Origin of the sequence: Polaribacter sp. PL03, assembly GCF_033875165.1 — a bacterium.
Lineage (GTDB): Bacteria > Bacteroidota > Bacteroidia > Flavobacteriales > Flavobacteriaceae > Polaribacter.
Genome location: NZ_JAWZSV010000005.1, coordinates 242,451 through 259,092, shown reverse-complemented (window position 1 = coordinate 259,092; position 16,642 = coordinate 242,451). Strand labels below are relative to the sequence as shown.

Here is a 16,642-nt window from a genome sequence, read left to right as displayed (position 1 = left end):
TCGTTTGTAACGAGTACCGAATAAAATGTTCTATAGGTTATTGGCACTCGATACAAACGAGCGAGAGCAAAATAAATCAAAGAAAAAAAGCTAAAATATAAACAGTTATTCGAATGGCTTCAAACCATAACGCGTATTGAAAACCTAATAAGGAAGGTTTCAAAAAAAAATCCCAAAACATATTCAGACCTCACAGGTTTTGAAAACCTGTGAGGTCTTTTTAAACACACGATTCACCACAAATTTGTCATTTAGACGAAAGGAGAAATCTCATAACAGTGATAACGCAACACTAACCAAAATTTATGCGATTTCTGCTAAAGTCGAAATGACAATTGTGTAAAAAAAACTCTTTTTTCTAGGAGACAAATTAATTACTCTACAATTAAATGCGGAACCTTATCTACATTCCAATCTATTACCAAACCGCCAGCTAAAGATTTTGCCACTTCTTTTCCGTATAAAAATTCACATAAATACAAAGCGGCTTCAAAAGATTTTGCGCCACCGGCAGAAGTAATATATTTTCCATCATGTACAAACAACACCTCTTTTCTTATATCCAAATCAGGAAAAGTCTCTCTCATTTGATCTATATCACTAGGAAAAGTTGTAGCAACTTTGCCATTTAACAACCCTGCTTTTGCTAGAACAAAAGCACCATCGCAATGAGAAGTAATATAAGTTGCCTCTTTATCTACTTGTTTTACAAAGTCTATCATTGCAGTATCTTCTAAATCTGTATCTAAATGATGTTCTGCAGACGGAACTACTAAAATATCAATTTCTGGTAGCGAATCTTTTAAGTAATTAAAATCTGGTAGAATTCTTATTCCTTCGAAAGTTGTAATTGGGTTGTCTGTATTTGCAACTGTAAACACATTCATTGCCTTTATATTCTTTCTAAAAATGGTGTGCTGAAAAATATCGAAAGGCGCTGTTAGTTCTGTATTAAAAGTTCCGTCCATAATTAAAAAAGCAACATTATACCTGTCTTTTTCTAATTTTGGAAATACTTTTTTAACCTGAACTTCCTTTATATTTTCTGTGTTATTTTCTACTTTTTTAGATTGACAACCTATAACGGTAATTAGCAATAAGGATAAAAAAACTCTTTTCATTTTTATATGTTTTAAGCAACCATAAAAGTATTCAAATTGATTTTAACAACATCTTAATAAACAATTATTTTACTTTCTATTTTAAACTAAAGTTGGCAAAAACTCTTAGCCCTGATTGAAACGGCATCCTTTTTTTTGAGGTACGAAAAAAAAAGATATAGTGTAAAGCAGGAAATAGCTTCTAAAAAACAATTTTCATTTTAACAGAAGAATTTTCATCAACTCTTTTTTGTTTCGTAATTTTATGCAAAACAAATCAACATTCAAATGAAAAAACTCTTACTCTTAACCATTTTTAGTCTTTTTTTATTTTCTTCTTGTAATTCTACAAAAGAAAAAGAAGAAAAAAGCAAGAAAAAAAACACTTATGTAATTGATAATTATACAAAGAAAGAAGTAGATATTGTAATGAGAGATGGCGTTAAGCTGCATACAACAATCTATTCTCCAAAAAACACATCAAACAACTATCCTATTTTAATGCAAAGAACACCTTATAGTTCTGCGCCATATGGAGAAGGAAAAATGAAAACCAAAATTAGTCCGAATGTTCATTTAATGAAAGAGGGAAATATTGTGGTGTATCAAGATGTTCGTGGACGCTGGATGAGTGAAGGTGTTTATGATAATATGCGTGCGTATATCCCTAATAAAACAGCAAAACAATCTGATGAAGTTTCAGATACCTATGACACCATCGATTGGTTGATAAAAAATGTAGAAAACAACAACGGAAATGTTGGTACTTGGGGAATTTCATATCCTGGGCATTATGCGACAATTTCTACTATTGACGCACATCCTGCTTTAAAAGCAGCTTCGCCTCAAGCGTGTATTGGCGATTTTTTCTTTGATGATTTTCATCATAATGGCGCTTTTATGTTAAGCTATTTTAGAGCGATTTCTTTATTTGGTACTTACAAAGATACACCAACAGATTCTGCTTGGTATTCTTTTCCTAAAATGAATTCGCAAGATCAATATCAGTTTTTCTTAGACAAAGGACCTTTAAAAAACTTAAACGAATATTTTCAGTACGACAAATTAGATGTTAAAACAGCTGAGAATAAAGATAGAATAGATGATTTTTTCTGGAAAGAAATTGTAGAACATCCTAATTATGATGAAAACTGGAAAAGTAAAGGTATTATTCAGCATTTAGATAAAGTACCTTCTACTGTTGCAACAATGATTGTTGGTGGTGAGTTTGATGCAGAAGATTTATACGGACCTTTATCTACTTACAAAGCGATAGAAAAAAACGGTAAAGACAATTATAACACTTTAGTTTTTGGTCCTTGGGATCATGGGAAATGGTCTAGAAATACCGTAGAAAATTATGTGGGTAATTATTATTTTGGAGATTCTATTTCTTTGAAATTTCAGTCTAATATAGAAACAAAGTTCTTTAATCATTTCTTAAAAGGAAAAGGTGATAAAAACTCTGGTTTGCCAGAAGCATATGTTTTTGATTCCGGTAAAAAAGAATGGAACTCTTTTGATGTTTGGCCTCCTAAAAATGTGGTAAAAGAAGATTGGTTTTTGTCTGAAAATCAAGAATTAACTTCAACTAAAAAATCAACAGAAAAAATTAGTTTTATTAGTGATATAAAACATCCTGTTCCTTATTCTGAGGATATTAAAACGGTTTTTACGCCACGTAAATACATGACAGACGACCAACGTTTTGCTGCAAGAAGACCAGATGTTTTGGTTTTTGAAACTGATGTTTTAACGGAAGAATTTACGTTGGCCGGAGATATTTTAGCAAAATTAAAAGTAGCAACTACGGGTTCTGCTGCAGATTGGATTGTGAAGGTAATAGATGTTCATCCTGATAATTTAAAAGAAAACAACAATAAATTACAAGATCATTTAAAAATGAGTAATTATCATTTAATGGTTAGAAGTGAAGTTTTACGTGGTCGTTTTAGAAATAGCTTCGAAAAACCAGAACCTTTTACTCCAAATAAAAAAACAGATGTGAATATTACATTACAAGATGTTTTTCACACGTTTAAAAAAGGTCATAAAGTGCAAATTCAGGTGCAAAGTACTTGGTTTCCTTTAATCGATTTAAATCCGCAAACGTATGTAGACAATATTTACAAAGCAGATGAGAAAGATTTTAAAACACAAACACATACCGTTTTTACAGATTCTTCAATTGAATTCTCTGTTTTAAAATAAACTAAAATGAAAAAAATACTTTTATTACTTTTATTTGTTTTTGCAGCAAAAACAAATGCACAAGAAAAAGCAACACCAATTTTTAAAGACGGTGAAGCACAAATTGTTGAAGCGTTTAATGATACTAGCAAATGGATTCGTACAGATTTATGGGTAGAAACTACGTTTGACACAGACGGTGATGGTAAACTAGATAGAATGCATGTAGATGTAACTAGACCTGCGCAAACAGAAACAGAAGGTTTAAAATTACCTGTAATTTATGAATCTAGCCCTTATTATGCTGGTGTTGCTGCAGATACTCCTGGTTTATTTTGGGAGGTAAAACATGAAATTGGTGCAAAAGAAAAACAAAGAACAAGAGTAGAAGTTCAACGAAGAGGAAAAAGACCTATTATTTCGAATTCTCAAGTTAAAACTTGGGTACCTAGAGGTTATATTGTTGTGCATTCTTCTTCGCCAGGAACTGGTTTATCTGATGGATCGCCAACAGTTGGTGGAGATAACGAATCTTTAGCGCCAAAAGCAGTTATAGATTGGTTAAACGGACGAGCAAAAGGTTTTACAGAAAGAGAAGGTAATGAAGAAGTAAAAGCTTTTTGGGCTACAGGAAAAGTGGGAATGACAGGTACTTCTTATAACGGAACAATTCCTTTAGCAGCAGCTACAACTGGTGTTAACGGTTTAGAAGCAATTATTCCTGTTGCACCAAATACTTCTTATTATCATTATTATCGTTCTAACGGTTTAGTGCGTTCTCCTGGAGGTTATTTGGGTGAAGATATAGATGTTTTGTACGATTACATTCATAGTGGAAAAGAAGCAAATAGACCACATAATAATAAGGTTATAAGAGATACAGAATTAGCAAATGGAATGGACAGAGCTTCTGGAGATTATAATGATTTTTGGGCTGGTAGAGATTATTTAAACGATATGAAACCTATGAAAGCTGCCTTGTTAATGTCTCATGGTTTTAATGATTGGAATGTAATGCCAGAGCATAGCTATAGAATTTATAAGAGAGCAAAAGAAATGGGAATTCCTTCTCAAATTTTTTATCACCAAAATGGTCATGGAGGTCCACCACCAATGAAAATGATGAATCGTTGGTTTACGCGTTATTTACACGGAATTAAAAATAATGTTGAAAACGACCCAAAAGCTTGGATTGTTAGAGAAAATGACAAAAAAAATGAACCAACACCATATGCAGCTTACCCAAACCCAGATGCTAAAGATGTAACACTTTTCTTAGGAGAAGGAGCACCAAAAGCTGGTAAATTATCATTAAATAAAACATCTAAAGTAAAAGAAACTTTAGTAGATAATTACTCTTTTTCTGGTGAAACATTGGCGCAAGCAGCTTATACAAATCATCGTTTAATTTATGTTTCTCCTACTTTAAAAGAAGATCTTCATCTTTCTGGTTTAAGCTCTATTACTATAAAAGCAGCAAGTAGTAAAGCTGCTGTAAATTTATCTGTTTGGTTGGTTTCTTTACCTTGGAATTCTGGTAGAAGAACAAAAATTACAGACAATATAATTACACGTGGTTGGGCAGATTTACAAAATTATAAATCATTAACTAAAAGTGCTCCTTTAAAAGAAGGTAAGTTTTATGAAATGACTTTTAATTTACAACCAGATGACCAGATTATAAAAAAAGGGCAACAAATTGGTTTAATGATTTTTTCTAGTGATAACAATTATACTCTTTTACCAGAACCAGGAACAGAATTAACCGTAGATTTAAACGGCACTTCTATTACTATACCTGTAGTTGGCGGTAAGGAGGCTTTTATGAAGGCAACTGAATAATTATACTTTTAGAAAATAAAAAAAAGGTCTTGGTAATAAATTATCAAGACCTTTTTTATTGTTTAAAAAACTTATTTTAAATTTAAATTCTATAAAATAAAAACTTACTCTTTAAAAAATACGTATTTAATTTAAGAAGGTTTTAAAATAGTTTCCTTAGCTTAGAGGAAGCTAAAAGTTAGAATTTTCTTATTATTTTATCAGTAATAATTTTCTAAAAACTGGTATAAAACAAAAATAAAAACAAGCTAGTTTTCTAAATAATGAAAGAGAAATTAATTTACGGAATTCAACAAATTGGTATTGGTGTTGCAAATGCAGATAAGGCTTTTAAATGGTATGCAACAAGATTAGGTGCAGATGCTTTAATTTTTGATGACAGTAATGAAGCTACCTTTATGGCAAAATATATGGGTGGAAAATCTCGAAAAAAAAGAGCTTTACTAGCTTTAAATATGCAAGGTGGCGGCGGTTATGAAATTTGGCAATTTGCAAATAGAACTCCTTCAAAACCTAAATGTAATTTTAAGTTAGGCGATTTAGGAATCCAATTTCCTTTTATAAAAACAAAAGATATCTATAAAACTTTCGAAAGGTTAAAAAACTTAAACGAAAATATTATTTCTGAAATTTGTGAGGAACCAGATACTTCTAAAAGTTTTTACCTAAAAGATCCTTTTAATAATATTTTAAAAATAAAAGAATTTAATTCTTGGTATCAACTTAAAAAAAATGATGTTGGAGGTGTTTTTGGAACAACTATTGGTGTTTCTAATATAGAAATCTCTCTAAAACTTTATAGAGATATTTTAGGATATGATATTGTAGAATATGATAAAACAGGTGTTTTTGAAGATTTAAAACAACTAAATAATGGAGATAAAAAATTTAGAAGAATCTTACTTTCTCATTCAGAAAATAGAGTTGGTGGATTTTCAAAATTATTTGGTAAAAGTGAAATTGAATTAATACAATCTTTAGAAAATGTGCCTAATAAAATATTTGAAGATCGTTATTGGGGAGATTTAGGCTATATTCACTTATGTTTCGATATTAAAAACATGAAAGTTTTAAAAGATGAATGCCAAGAAAAAGGAGTACCTTTTCAAGTAATTAGCAATCTTTCTTTTAATATGGGAGAAGCTAACGGACATTGGGGATATATAGAGGATTATGATGGTACGCTTATTGAGTTTATAGAAACAAATAAAGTACCTTTATTAAAAAAGTTAGGAATTAATATCAATTTAAAAAATAGAGATCCTAAAAAACCATTGCCAAATTGGATGATTAAAGCGATGAACTTAAAAAGAATTAAAAAATTTAATTAATACAAATAAATGACGTCTACAGAAATTGCACTTCTTTTAAATGACAATGCAGAACAAATTATAAGAATAGGTGAAATTATTGGGAAGAAAATTCCTGAAAGAGATGATTTTAGCAACTTAAATGAGTTTGAGAAAACATTTATCTATATCGATATATTAGAACAAGGAATAACAAACGGTGGGTTTATTCAATTCTTTTTTAGTTCTTCTGGTCAATTTACTCATGAAATTTTTCATGCTTATATGGCTATTAAAGCAGAAAAAACAATAGATATTCTTACCAAAGCAATTCATTTATTCCCACAAATGCCTGTTCCTAAAAACTTAAGAACAAGGCAAGCAATATTAATGCAAAAAGAATCGAATATTGATTTATGGGATGAGCTAGATACAGAGTTTTACAAATATGAAGATGATATTTTAAAGCTTACATTAGATTATGTTAGAAAAAATATTACTCATTTCGATTAAGTTTTACTTTTCTAAAATCTCTTTAATATTTGGCTTAAAATAATCTGGCCCTTTTAGAACTTTACCATCTTCTCTGTAAATTGGCTTACCATTTTCACCTAATTTACTCATATTACTTCGGTGAATTTCATTAAAAACTTCTTCTATTTTGTCTTGCATACCATGTTCTATAATGGTGCCACATAGAATATACAACATGTCTCCTAAGGCATCTGCAACCTCAACTAAATCGTTGTTTTCTGCAGCTTCTAAATACTCTTCATTTTCTTCTTTCATTAAATTAAAACGAAGTAAGTTTCTATCATTACCAATACTTGCTGTTGGTAAATTTTTAATTCCTGCACCAAAAGCAGTGTGAAATTCGTGTACCGATTTTATTTTGTTTTTCATCTATTTTTTAATTAATAGAAGCTTTTAAATTTGTAATTTTGTAACTTCTAATGGTTTTGTTTTAAAAAGACAATATATAGAAAAATATTAAACCCATAATTGTACTATCCATCAAAATAATAAAGAAAATTAAATATGTTTTTAGGCGCTTATTTTACAACTGGTAGAATTATATTTATGACTTTTTTCATTATCGCTTTTATTGCTTTAATGATTTACAGCTACAGAAAAGACATAAAAAACCACGAACGTTATTATAAAAATGCTGGTAAAAAGGTATTAATTTACGGCGGTTTAATTATAGTAGTATTTGTTGCTATTAGACTACTCGCAGGAAATTAGAATTATAAATTTTTTATATTTTTAAGCCTTTGCCAAGATACATTGTGCCTTTGTGTATAAATAAAGAAACAACTAATATCTAATAAAAAATAAAACAAACTTATTCCGCTTGGTGGGTTATTGCTTGGTAAAAAAATAAAAACGCCAAAAGCAGTATTTGGCCATTGCCAACAACCAAAAGCAGTTCCACCAATTTCTAGAATTGCAACTAAAAGATACATAGAGAAAAAAAACAACCTGTCTTTTGGTCTTTTCCATAAAAGCAAAAAAACAATTGCTGTCATTACAAAACCAAATACATCTTTAAAAAACACCAAATATATTGTTGCTAGTAAAATAATTATAACAGCAAATAGTTCTTCAATTGCTTTATTATGTTTCTTTACAATTGGCGCTTTACTAAACATAAAAATTCTCCCGTATAAAGCTGCATGTCCAAAGGGTACATATAAAGGAACATTTTCTAATCTATAAGTGTACATATCTAAGGCTCTAGAAAATAAGTATTCACCACCAAAACCTATAATTACAGCATAAAACATTAATTCTTTAGTTCTTTTATTTGCTCTAAAGTACATCACCAAAAAACCTAATATCATAATTATATTTATAGGTAATTGAGAGTTTGTATAATTCTCTGCAAAATAAGTACTGTCTAAGAAAAAAATGAAAACGAAAAGTATAAAAATGCCTATTCTTCTATTAAATATATAGAAAATAGCCTTTAAATCATTTTTTGGCACTTCTAATATCCTCATTATTTAGAATATTTAAAACAATTTGTTGTGTGGTCATTTACCATACCAACTGCTTGCATGTATGCGTATATAACAGTAGAACCAACAAATTTGAATCCACGTTTTTTTAAATCTTTAGAGATCTTATCTGATAAGCTTGTTGTTGCAGGAACATCTTCCCTATTCTTAAACTTATTAAGAATAGGTGTATCGTTTACATAAGCCCAAATAAACTTAGAAAAAGAGCCAAATTCTTGTTGAATTTCTAGAAATAATTGTGCATTTGTAATTGCACTTTTAATTTTTAATTTATTTCTGATGATACCTGCATCTTGCAATAAGGATTCGTATTTATCATCTGAATAATTAGCTATCTTATTGTAATCGAAATTATCGAAAGCTTTTTTAAAGTTTTCTCTTTTATTTAAAATAGTAATCCAACTTAAGCCTGCCTGAAAAGTTTCTAAAACTAAAAACTCGAAAAGTGTTTCATCGTCATAAACAGGTTCTCCCCATTCTTTATCATGATAATCTATATATAATTGACTATCTGAAACCCAAAAACATCTATTTTTCATTGAAGCTTATTTTGAAAAGGAAAATTAGTGTTAAATCATCTAAAAATCAATCTATTTTAAAATATTTTTTGGAACTTTACTAATACTAAATTGATTGATTATGAAACTCTTAAAAAATATTTCTATAATAATCTGTGTAACTATTCTTTTTTGGTCTTGCGCTGCAACATCAATAAAAAATACTAAAACTATAAAAGAAGAACCTGTAGTTATTGCTAATGATAGCTTAGAGTATGAAATTACAATTATAGACCCAGGTTTTACAGCCTATTTAGCTGGCGTAGCACAACCAGAAGGTTTTTACAGTAAGAATTATATGGAAGCTAGAAATAGATCTTGGGTTATAAGCTGGAACCAAAGGGCACAAAATCCAAGTAACTACAATCAAAATATTTATGAAAACATCATAGATTTTCAATCTACTATAAATTATGGTTATGAGGTAAATTATAAACTATTTAACTATTTCCTTTTTGCTCAAAGAAAATATAAAATGAATTTAGGTGGCGGTTTTAGAAGTGGACGAATAAATTAAATTTTCTTATAAGAAACAAAACTATAATCATATTTGTTTTTTTCATCTGCTATAAAATCTTCTCTAACAACTTCTTTCCATACGTTAGGAGCTATTTCTGGGAAAAAAACATCTGCATCAAATTCATTATGCACTAAGGTAATATCTAATTTATCTGCTAGATTTTTAGCAATAGTTTCTTTATAAATTTGAGCACCTCCTATAATAAAAATTTCTTCTTCTTCTTTTGCTAACTCAATTGCTGCTTCTAAACTACTCGCTATTAAGCAACCATCTTTAAAATAATTTTTATTTCTAGTTATAATTATTGTGGTTCTATTTGGTAAAGGCTTACCTATAGATTCAAAAGTATTTCTACCCATTAATATGTAATGACCAGTTGTAACTTTTTTAAACCTTTTTAAATCTGCTGGTAAATGCCATATTAAATCGTTGTCTTTTCCTAAAGCATTATTTTTTGCAATTGCGGCGATTACTGTAATCATAAATTAAATAAATTTTTAACAAAAATAAGAGAAATGATTTCAGATTTGGCTTTTTTAACTCGTTTTCATCAAAAAAAGTAAAAATACGAAACCGTTTTCGAAGTAAAAACACTGAAAATCAGCATGAAAGAAACCACTTCTTATTAAATAAATTACAATAAATATGTTGATAATTTCTTAATTAACAAGAATATCTACTCTGAAATTATTAAAGTGATAATTCTTTACTAAAACACTAAAAATGGGTTTGTTATCTTAAACTTCTTATCTACTTTTACTATGAAATTTGAATTAATAAAAAAACTATGGCAATTAAAAAACAATTTTTAAAAAGCAAACCAGTATGTAAAGTAACTTTTACAGTACCTGCAGAAGAAGCTAGTAATGTAGCAGTAATTGGTAGTTTTAATGAATGGAATGCCGAATCTACACCGTTAAAAAAATTAAAAAACGGTTCTTTTAAAGGAACAGTTAATTTAGAAGCGAACACTTCACATGAATTTAAATATTTAATAGACGGAGCTTATGTAAACGAGACTGAAGCTGATGCTTATGCTTGGAGTGATTATGCAGGAGCAGAAAATAGCGTAATTAAATTATAAAATAAAACATAAAAAAAGAGCTTTCAAATTAATGAAAGCTCTTTTTTAAACTCTATATTGTTATTAAACAGCCACCTTTCCTTTAATATGAGGATGAGGATTGTAGTCTAATAACTCAAAATCTTCAAAAGTAAAATCTTCTATATTTTTTATTGAAGGATTCATTTTCATTTTTGGTAACGGTCTAATATCTCTAGATAATTGCAATTCTAATTGCTCTACATGATTATTATAAATATGAGCATCGCCAAAAGTATGAATAAACTCTCCTGCTTCATAACCACAAACTTGTGCTATCATCATAGTAAATAGAGCATAAGATGCAATATTAAAAGGAACTCCTAAAAAGATATCTGCACTTCTTTGGTATAATTGACAAGACAATTTACCTTCTGAAACGTAAAACTGAAAAAAGGCATGACAAGGTGGTAATGCAGCTTTTCCGTTTGATACATTTTCTGAAAAACTAACAGAATTATCTGGTAAAACAGAAGGATTCCAAGCAGAAACTAACATTCTTCTAGAATTAGGATTGCTTTTTAATGTAGAAATCACGTCTTGTAATTGATCTATTTCATCACTATTCCAATTACGCCATTGATGACCATAAACAGGACCTAAATCTCCATTTTCATCTGCCCAATCGTTCCAAATTCTAACACCATTTTCTTGTAAATACTTAATATTTGTATCTCCTTTTATAAACCATAATAGTTCATAAATTATAGATTTTAAATGAAGTTTTTTGGTAGTTACCATAGGAAAACCTTCACTTAAATCGAAACGCATTTGATGCCCAAAAACACTTTTTGTTCCTGTACCTGTTCTATCTCCTTTTTCGTTTCCGTTTTCTAAAACGTGTTTTACTAAATCGTGATATTGTTTCATTAAGCTATGTATTCATTTAAAATTATAAATAAACTGATGTAAAAATAAAAAAAGCTTTAGTAATTTTCACCAAAGCTTTTTATATAATATTTTAAAGTTATTAACCATTTAAAATTATTGAAGTTGATTGTACGTTACCCAATAATCATTCCTGCAATTGTAGCAGACATTAAAGAAGCAATTGTACCTCCAATTAATGCTTTTATTCCAAATTCTGATAACGTTTTACGTTGCCCTGGCGCTAATGAACCAATACCACCAATTTGAATACCAATAGATGCAAAGTTTGCAAAACCACATAGCATATAAGTTGCCATTATTATAGATTTATTATAAGCTAAATGTGTAGCACTTGTTACGTCTTTTAATTCGGCTAATTGAATGTAACCTACAAACTCACTTGCAGCTAATTTAATACCCAATAACTGCCCCATTAAAGTCATATCTTCTCCAGGCACACCAATTAACCACATTAGTGGAGCAAAAGTATACCCTAAAATAAACTCTATAGAAAGCTTATTATAAGCTGTGTTTGCAGCAATAATATCATTTAAAGACGTAAGATTTCCTATTAAGTCTAAACCACCGTTTAACATTGCTATAACTGCTACGAAAACCAATAACATTGCACCTACATTTACAGCTAAACGCAAACCTTCTGTTGTTCCGTTTGCAATAGCATCTAAAATGTTAGAACCTATTTTTTCTTGAGAAACAGTAACATCTTTATTTACTTCTTCTGTTTGTGGATATAAGATTTTAGAAATTACAATTGCACCAGGAGCTGCCATAACAGAGGCTGCTAATAAATGTTTTGCAAAAACCAATTCTAATTCTTTATCTCCGCCACCTAAAAAGCCTATGTAAGCTGCTAATACGGCACCTGCAACGGTTGCCATACCACCAATCATCACTAAAAGCATTTCAGATTTATTCATCTTTTCTAAATATGCCTTAATTAGCAATGGAGCTTCTGTTTGTCCTAAGAAAATATTTCCTGCTACAGACAAGCTTTCCATACCAGAAATACCTAAAAATTTAGATAATACAATTGCCAAAACTTTAACAATCCACTGAATAACACCTAAATAAAACAATAAAGAAGTTAAGGCAGAAAAGAATATAATAGTTGGTAATACTTGAAAAGCAAAGATGTATCCGAAAGAATCCATATCTGAAATTAAACCAGCAAATAGAAACGAACTACCTGCTTTTGTATATTCTAAAATTTCTATAAAAAGCTTACCTACTAATTCAAAGCCCTTTTGAATAAAAGAAACCTTTAAAACACCAATAGCAATAACTAATTGTAACGATAAACCAATAGCCACTTTTTTCCAGCTAATCGCTTTTCTATTAGAACTGAATAAAAACGCTATAACTATTAAAGAGAACATTCCTAAAACACCTCTCCAAAAACTAGTAAAAGTAAAACTAGTACTAGCTATAATACCATTACTTGTTTTTAATTTTTCTGTAATATTTGTTGATGTATCTGTAGTTAATACCTCTTCTGTTTCACTAACTATAGTTGCTTCTGGCAACAAAATCTTAGCGTATTCTTTAGATACAAATTCATAGGTAACATCTCCTTCAGATAAAACTAAACTAGCATTATCAAAAGAAACAATATTAAAATATCTTAATGCTGGTTTGTGTTCAGAAAAATTGAATATGATTAAATTATTCTGACGAATATAAGTTCCTGATGATTTTTCATTTTCACCAAAAACAGGGAAACTGAATTTACCGTCTGCTAAGGTAAAAACTACTGGTTCTTCTGTTTGTAATAAAGAAGATCCGTCTGATTTTGTAACTTTATTAAATTTCCAATCTTGTTCTAAATCTTGTCCTAAAAAAGTTATTGAAATAAAACAAAAGGCAATTAATAATAGATTCTTCATAAGTAAGTTCGTTAGTAATTTAAGAGCGTTTGCTAATTTCGTCTCTAATTTCTGCTGCTAATTCATAATTTTCATCAGAAACTGCTGCGTCTAATTTTTTATTTAATTCTGAAACTGATAGTTTTGAATAAGGTGCAGCAGTATCAATTTCTAAAATAGTTTCTATTTCTGTAGAAATATCTTGTGTTTCTGAAGTGTCTGTTATACCTAATTCTTCTTCTAACTTTAAGTAAACACCCGCTTTATCTAAAATATTTTCGTAGGTAAAAATTGGGGCTTGAAAACGAACAGCTATTGCAATTGCATCTGACGTTCTTGTGTCTATTACCTCTTCTACGCCGTCTTTTTCACAGACTAAACTAGAAAAGAAAACACCGTCTACCAATTTATGAATGATAACCTCTTTGATTTCTATAGAGAAACGGTCTGAAAATGTCTTAAACAAATCGTGTGTTAAGGGTCTTGGAGGTCTAATTTCTTTTTCTAAAGCAATGGCGATAGATTGTGCTTCGAAAGCACCAATAATAATTGGTAAAGTTCTGGTTCCATCCATTTCACTTAAAACTAATGCATATGCACCTGTTTGAGTTTGACTGTATGAAATTCCTTTTATTGTTAGTTTTATTAAACTCATATATATTGCTACGAAAAATAAAAATAGCTTTTAAGCACTTATTGTAAGCTTATTTTTAAGGGCACAATTTACTAAAAAATTATATAGTGAAAACCCTTATTGCTGCTGAATTTGTTTTTTTGCAATAACTGAAGCCCGCGTGAGGGATTGAGCTATTGTTTGAGCTCTTTTCTTTTGTTGATTGAAATGAAACAAAAAAGAAAAAGCGAGTAGCGAAAGCCCGACGAAATTATTTTATAACTGTTTACATTAAAAAACCTATCAAAAAAATTAATCTCGATAGGTTTTAAAATTCTATATAAAATAATTTGGGCACGCCCAAAAAATATTAAGCAGCTTTAAATGCTTTTAATTTTTCTATTAATTTAGGTACTACTTCGAAAGCGTCTCCTACAACTCCGTAATCTGCTGCTTTAAAAAACGGCGCTTCTGGGTCTGTATTAATTACAACTTTTACTTTAGATGCATTAATACCTGCTAAATGCTGAATTGCACCAGAAATACCAATAGCGATATACAAATTAGATGCTACTGGCTTACCAGTTTGCCCTACATGCTCGCCATGAGGACGCCAACCTAAATCTGAAACGGGTTTAGAACAAGCTGTTGCTGCTCCTAAAACGGCTGCTAATTCTTCAATCATTCCCCAGTTTTCTGGTCCTTTTAAGCCTCTACCTGCAGATACTACTGTGTCTGCATCTGCAATTGTTACTTTACCTGTAACTCTTTCTACACTTTCAGATTTTACACCAGATGCAATAACCTCTGCTTCGAAACTTTCTAGGCTTCCTGAAACAACGTTTTCATGAATTCCGAAAGAATTTTTAGCTAAACCTATTACCTTTTTATCTGTAGAAATTACTGTATTTGAAAATGCTTTGTTTGAAAATGCTTTTCTTTTTACGGTAAAAGGACTTGTACTAGAAGGTGCAGCTACAGTATTAGAAGCATAACCTGCCTCTAAATTAATTGCTACTAGTGGTGATAGATATAAACCATCTATACTAGAATCTACTACTATTACTGTTGCACTTTCTTTGGTTGCTGCTTGTGTTATAACACCAGCATATTCTTTTGCATTAAAAGTTGATAAGCTATCGTTTGAAACAGTTAATACTCTTTCTGCACCATAAGTATAAAGTTCTGATGCATCTGAAGCGTTAATAGTTAAAGCAACTAATTTAACACCTAACTGTTCTGCTACTTTTTTTCCGTAAGAAACTACTTCTAAAGCAGTTTTCTTAAATTTTCCGTCTGTTGAATCGGCAAAAACTAAAACTGACATATTTTTTATTTTTATATTTCTAGAAAACTTAAATAGTTTACAAGAAATGAATTCTTAATTATTTTTATTAATGAAACTTAGTCTCTTTTTAAATTTCTAAAGAAATTTAAATCACTTTTGCTTCATTATGCAATAAGCTTATTAACTCATCTAAATTATCTGCATCTACCAATTTAACAGCTCCTTTTGGTGCTGGTTTTTCAAAAGACTCGATATTTGTTGAAGCGTTTGCCCCTGTTGCTTCTAAAACTTGCAAAGGTTTTTTACGCGCCATCATTATTCCTCTCATATTAGGTATGCGTAAATCTTTTTCTTCTACGATTCCTTTTTGTCCTCCAATAACTAAAGGTAAAGAGGTAGATAATGTTTCTGTACCACCATCTATTTCTCTCTTTGCAGTTACTTTTGCATCTTCGATTTCCATCTCTACACAACCGTTTACAAAGTTAAAATCTACTAAAGAAGCTAACATTCCAGGAACCATTTGCCCATTATAATCTGCAGATTCTTTACCTGCTAAAACTAAATCATAACCGCCGCTTTTTACAACTGCTGCCAATTCTTTTGCAACTAAAAACCCATCTGTAGGATCTATATTTATTCTAATAGCATCATCTGCACCAATGGCTAATGCTTTTCTTAAAGTAGGTTCTGTTTCTGCACCACCAACATTTACTACAGTTACAGTAGCACCTTGTTTTTCTTTAAACCACATTGCTCTGGTTAAACAAAACTCGTCATAAGGATTAATTACAAACTGTACTCCGTTTTTATCAAACTCAGCATCATTATTTGTAAAATTAATTTTTGAAGTGGTATCAGGTACATGACTAATACAAACTAATATTTTCATAAATTATAATTTTATATTCTTTTCTTGTTGACGAAATTACGTCTTTTTTTTAAATTTACTATGCATGCATAGTAAATTTTTTAATTATTTAACAATTTCAATATTATTACAGTGATAATTATTGACGCATTTATGAAACAAATAAGAATAAAAACACAATTTACTTTTTGATATTAAGCCTTAAAATAAATTGCTTAAAAAACAAAATAAATCATGTTAAATACAATTTAAGCTCATAAACATAGGAAAAATCAACTTTTGTCTTGTGTTTTTTTTATTGAAAATGATTAAATAAAAATAATATTATAATAACAAAAACCAACCTAATTCATTTGAAAAACATCTTCCTATTAATAACAAAATAAGGAAAAACGTTCAAAATATAAACTTCTGCTATTTTGATAAAAAAGTATCTTTTTTTTACTCATAAATTCCTTACTTTTGCGTATCATAAAATTAATATAATTTAAATTCA

At 29.7% G+C, this 16,642-nt stretch carries 17 protein-coding genes; 7 read left to right on the top strand and 10 right to left on the bottom strand.

Going from position 1 to position 16,642, the window contains the following annotated elements; all coding sequences use genetic code 11:
* Positions 1 to 374: 374 nt before the first annotated feature.
* Positions 375 to 1,121 carry a DJ-1/PfpI family protein gene (locus SHK09_RS12350; protein ID WP_319811091.1) on the bottom strand — a complete coding sequence of 249 codons (747 nt, stop codon included), beginning with the start codon at positions 1,119 to 1,121 and terminating at the stop codon, positions 375 to 377.
* 267 nt (positions 1,122 to 1,388) lie between these two features.
* Here SHK09_RS12350 and SHK09_RS12345 point away from each other — a divergent pair, with 267 nt between their 5' ends.
* From SHK09_RS12345 to SHK09_RS12330, 4 genes are all read left to right on the top strand, one after another.
* Entirely contained in the window at positions 1,389 to 3,311 is a 1,923-nt protein-coding gene (locus SHK09_RS12345; RefSeq protein WP_319811090.1) for a CocE/NonD family hydrolase, read from the top strand.
* A 6-nt stretch (positions 3,312 to 3,317) separates the two neighbouring features.
* Positions 3,318 to 5,132, top strand: a complete 1,815-nt coding sequence (locus SHK09_RS12340) for a Xaa-Pro dipeptidyl-peptidase (RefSeq protein ID WP_319811089.1) — start codon at positions 3,318 to 3,320, stop codon at positions 5,130 to 5,132.
* A 263-nt stretch (positions 5,133 to 5,395) separates the two neighbouring features.
* On the top strand, positions 5,396 to 6,463 hold the full coding sequence (locus SHK09_RS12335) for a VOC family protein (protein ID WP_319811088.1): 1,068 nt from the start codon (positions 5,396 to 5,398) through the stop codon (positions 6,461 to 6,463).
* A 9-nt stretch (positions 6,464 to 6,472) separates the two neighbouring features.
* On the top strand, positions 6,473 to 6,934 hold the full coding sequence (locus SHK09_RS12330) for a DMP19 family protein (RefSeq protein WP_319811087.1): 462 nt from the start codon (positions 6,473 to 6,475) through the stop codon (positions 6,932 to 6,934).
* Between the two features lie 3 nt (positions 6,935 to 6,937).
* On the opposite strand, the gene SHK09_RS12325 is transcribed toward SHK09_RS12330, so the two are convergent.
* A complete protein-coding gene (locus SHK09_RS12325) occupies positions 6,938 to 7,324 on the bottom strand; it encodes a nucleoside triphosphate pyrophosphohydrolase family protein (RefSeq protein WP_319811086.1) in 387 nt (128 codons plus the stop codon).
* Between the two features lie 177 nt (positions 7,325 to 7,501).
* On the opposite strand from SHK09_RS12325, the gene SHK09_RS12320 reads away from it, so the two are divergent.
* Positions 7,502 to 7,666, top strand: a complete 165-nt coding sequence (locus SHK09_RS12320) for a hypothetical protein (RefSeq protein ID WP_319811085.1) — start codon at positions 7,502 to 7,504, stop codon at positions 7,664 to 7,666.
* Between the two features lie 2 nt (positions 7,667 to 7,668).
* Here SHK09_RS12320 and SHK09_RS12315 read toward each other — a convergent pair whose 3' ends face one another.
* Both SHK09_RS12315 and SHK09_RS12310 read right to left on the bottom strand, forming a co-directional pair.
* Positions 7,669 to 8,424, bottom strand: a complete 756-nt coding sequence (locus SHK09_RS12315) for a hypothetical protein (protein WP_319811084.1) — start codon at positions 8,422 to 8,424, stop codon at positions 7,669 to 7,671.
* Complete coding sequence (locus SHK09_RS12310) at positions 8,424 to 8,981, bottom strand: DNA-3-methyladenine glycosylase I (RefSeq protein ID WP_319811083.1); 558 nt, start codon at positions 8,979 to 8,981, stop codon at positions 8,424 to 8,426. The genes SHK09_RS12315 and SHK09_RS12310 overlap by 1 nt, the downstream gene beginning before the upstream one ends.
* A gap of 100 nt (positions 8,982 to 9,081) precedes the next feature.
* On the opposite strand from SHK09_RS12310, the gene SHK09_RS12305 reads away from it, so the two are divergent.
* Positions 9,082 to 9,516 carry a DUF6146 family protein gene (locus SHK09_RS12305; protein ID WP_319811082.1) on the top strand — a complete coding sequence of 145 codons (435 nt, stop codon included), beginning with the start codon at positions 9,082 to 9,084 and terminating at the stop codon, positions 9,514 to 9,516.
* Here the strand turns inward: SHK09_RS12305 and SHK09_RS12300 are convergent.
* Positions 9,513 to 10,001: a dihydrofolate reductase gene (locus tag SHK09_RS12300; RefSeq protein WP_319811081.1), complete on the bottom strand. Its 489-nt coding sequence runs from the start codon at positions 9,999 to 10,001 to the stop codon at positions 9,513 to 9,515. The genes SHK09_RS12305 and SHK09_RS12300 overlap by 4 nt on opposite strands.
* A gap of 305 nt (positions 10,002 to 10,306) precedes the next feature.
* Here SHK09_RS12300 and SHK09_RS12295 point away from each other — a divergent pair, with 305 nt between their 5' ends.
* Positions 10,307 to 10,603: an isoamylase early set domain-containing protein gene (locus SHK09_RS12295; RefSeq protein WP_319811080.1), complete on the top strand. Its 297-nt coding sequence runs from the start codon at positions 10,307 to 10,309 to the stop codon at positions 10,601 to 10,603.
* Positions 10,604 to 10,666: 63 nt separating this feature from the next.
* On the opposite strand, the gene SHK09_RS12290 is transcribed toward SHK09_RS12295, so the two are convergent.
* From SHK09_RS12290 to SHK09_RS12270, 5 genes are all read right to left on the bottom strand, one after another.
* Positions 10,667 to 11,491, bottom strand: coding sequence for a thymidylate synthase (locus tag SHK09_RS12290; RefSeq protein ID WP_319811079.1), 825 nt, complete (start codon positions 11,489 to 11,491; stop codon positions 10,667 to 10,669).
* Positions 11,492 to 11,625: 134 nt separating this feature from the next.
* On the bottom strand, positions 11,626 to 13,395 hold the full coding sequence (locus tag SHK09_RS12285) for a NupC/NupG family nucleoside CNT transporter (RefSeq protein WP_319811078.1): 1,770 nt from the start codon (positions 13,393 to 13,395) through the stop codon (positions 11,626 to 11,628).
* 19 nt (positions 13,396 to 13,414) lie between these two features.
* The gene (locus tag SHK09_RS12280; protein WP_319811077.1) at positions 13,415 to 14,029 is read right to left on the bottom strand and encodes a bifunctional nuclease family protein; all 615 of its coding nucleotides are present in this window, start codon (positions 14,027 to 14,029) and stop codon (positions 13,415 to 13,417) included.
* A 328-nt stretch (positions 14,030 to 14,357) separates the two neighbouring features.
* Positions 14,358 to 15,314 (bottom strand): electron transfer flavoprotein subunit alpha/FixB family protein, encoded by a 957-nt coding sequence (locus tag SHK09_RS12275; protein WP_319811076.1) that lies wholly within the window; start codon positions 15,312 to 15,314, stop codon positions 14,358 to 14,360.
* A gap of 106 nt (positions 15,315 to 15,420) precedes the next feature.
* Positions 15,421 to 16,167 carry an electron transfer flavoprotein subunit beta/FixA family protein gene (locus SHK09_RS12270; protein ID WP_319811075.1) on the bottom strand — a complete coding sequence of 249 codons (747 nt, stop codon included), beginning with the start codon at positions 16,165 to 16,167 and terminating at the stop codon, positions 15,421 to 15,423.
* Between the last annotated feature and the right edge of the window lie 475 nt (positions 16,168 to 16,642).

Bases quoted from the DNA above. Each gene is read 5' to 3' on its own strand.
- SHK09_RS12350 (WP_319811091.1), bottom strand. From the start codon at position 1,121: ATGAAAAGAGTTTTTTTATCCTTATTGCTAATTACCGTTATAGGTTGT.
- SHK09_RS12345 (WP_319811090.1), top strand. From the start codon at position 1,389: ATGAAAAAACTCTTACTCTTAACCATTTTTAGTCTTTTTTTATTTTCT.
- SHK09_RS12340 (WP_319811089.1), top strand. From the start codon at position 3,318: ATGAAAAAAATACTTTTATTACTTTTATTTGTTTTTGCAGCAAAAACA.
- SHK09_RS12335 (WP_319811088.1), top strand. From the start codon at position 5,396: ATGAAAGAGAAATTAATTTACGGAATTCAACAAATTGGTATTGGTGTT.
- SHK09_RS12330 (WP_319811087.1), top strand. From the start codon at position 6,473: ATGACGTCTACAGAAATTGCACTTCTTTTAAATGACAATGCAGAACAA.
- SHK09_RS12325 (WP_319811086.1), bottom strand. From the start codon at position 7,324: ATGAAAAACAAAATAAAATCGGTACACGAATTTCACACTGCTTTTGGT.
- SHK09_RS12320 (WP_319811085.1), top strand. From the start codon at position 7,502: ATGACTTTTTTCATTATCGCTTTTATTGCTTTAATGATTTACAGCTAC.
- SHK09_RS12315 (WP_319811084.1), bottom strand. From the start codon at position 8,424: ATGAGGATATTAGAAGTGCCAAAAAATGATTTAAAGGCTATTTTCTAT.
- SHK09_RS12310 (WP_319811083.1), bottom strand. From the start codon at position 8,981: ATGAAAAATAGATGTTTTTGGGTTTCAGATAGTCAATTATATATAGAT.
- SHK09_RS12305 (WP_319811082.1), top strand. From the start codon at position 9,082: ATGAAACTCTTAAAAAATATTTCTATAATAATCTGTGTAACTATTCTT.
- SHK09_RS12300 (WP_319811081.1), bottom strand. From the start codon at position 10,001: ATGATTACAGTAATCGCCGCAATTGCAAAAAATAATGCTTTAGGAAAA.
- SHK09_RS12295 (WP_319811080.1), top strand. From the start codon at position 10,307: ATGGCAATTAAAAAACAATTTTTAAAAAGCAAACCAGTATGTAAAGTA.
- SHK09_RS12290 (WP_319811079.1), bottom strand. From the start codon at position 11,491: ATGAAACAATATCACGATTTAGTAAAACACGTTTTAGAAAACGGAAAC.
- SHK09_RS12285 (WP_319811078.1), bottom strand. From the start codon at position 13,395: ATGAAGAATCTATTATTAATTGCCTTTTGTTTTATTTCAATAACTTTT.
- SHK09_RS12280 (WP_319811077.1), bottom strand. From the start codon at position 14,029: ATGAGTTTAATAAAACTAACAATAAAAGGAATTTCATACAGTCAAACT.
- SHK09_RS12275 (WP_319811076.1), bottom strand. From the start codon at position 15,314: ATGTCAGTTTTAGTTTTTGCCGATTCAACAGACGGAAAATTTAAGAAA.
- SHK09_RS12270 (WP_319811075.1), bottom strand. From the start codon at position 16,167: ATGAAAATATTAGTTTGTATTAGTCATGTACCTGATACCACTTCAAAA.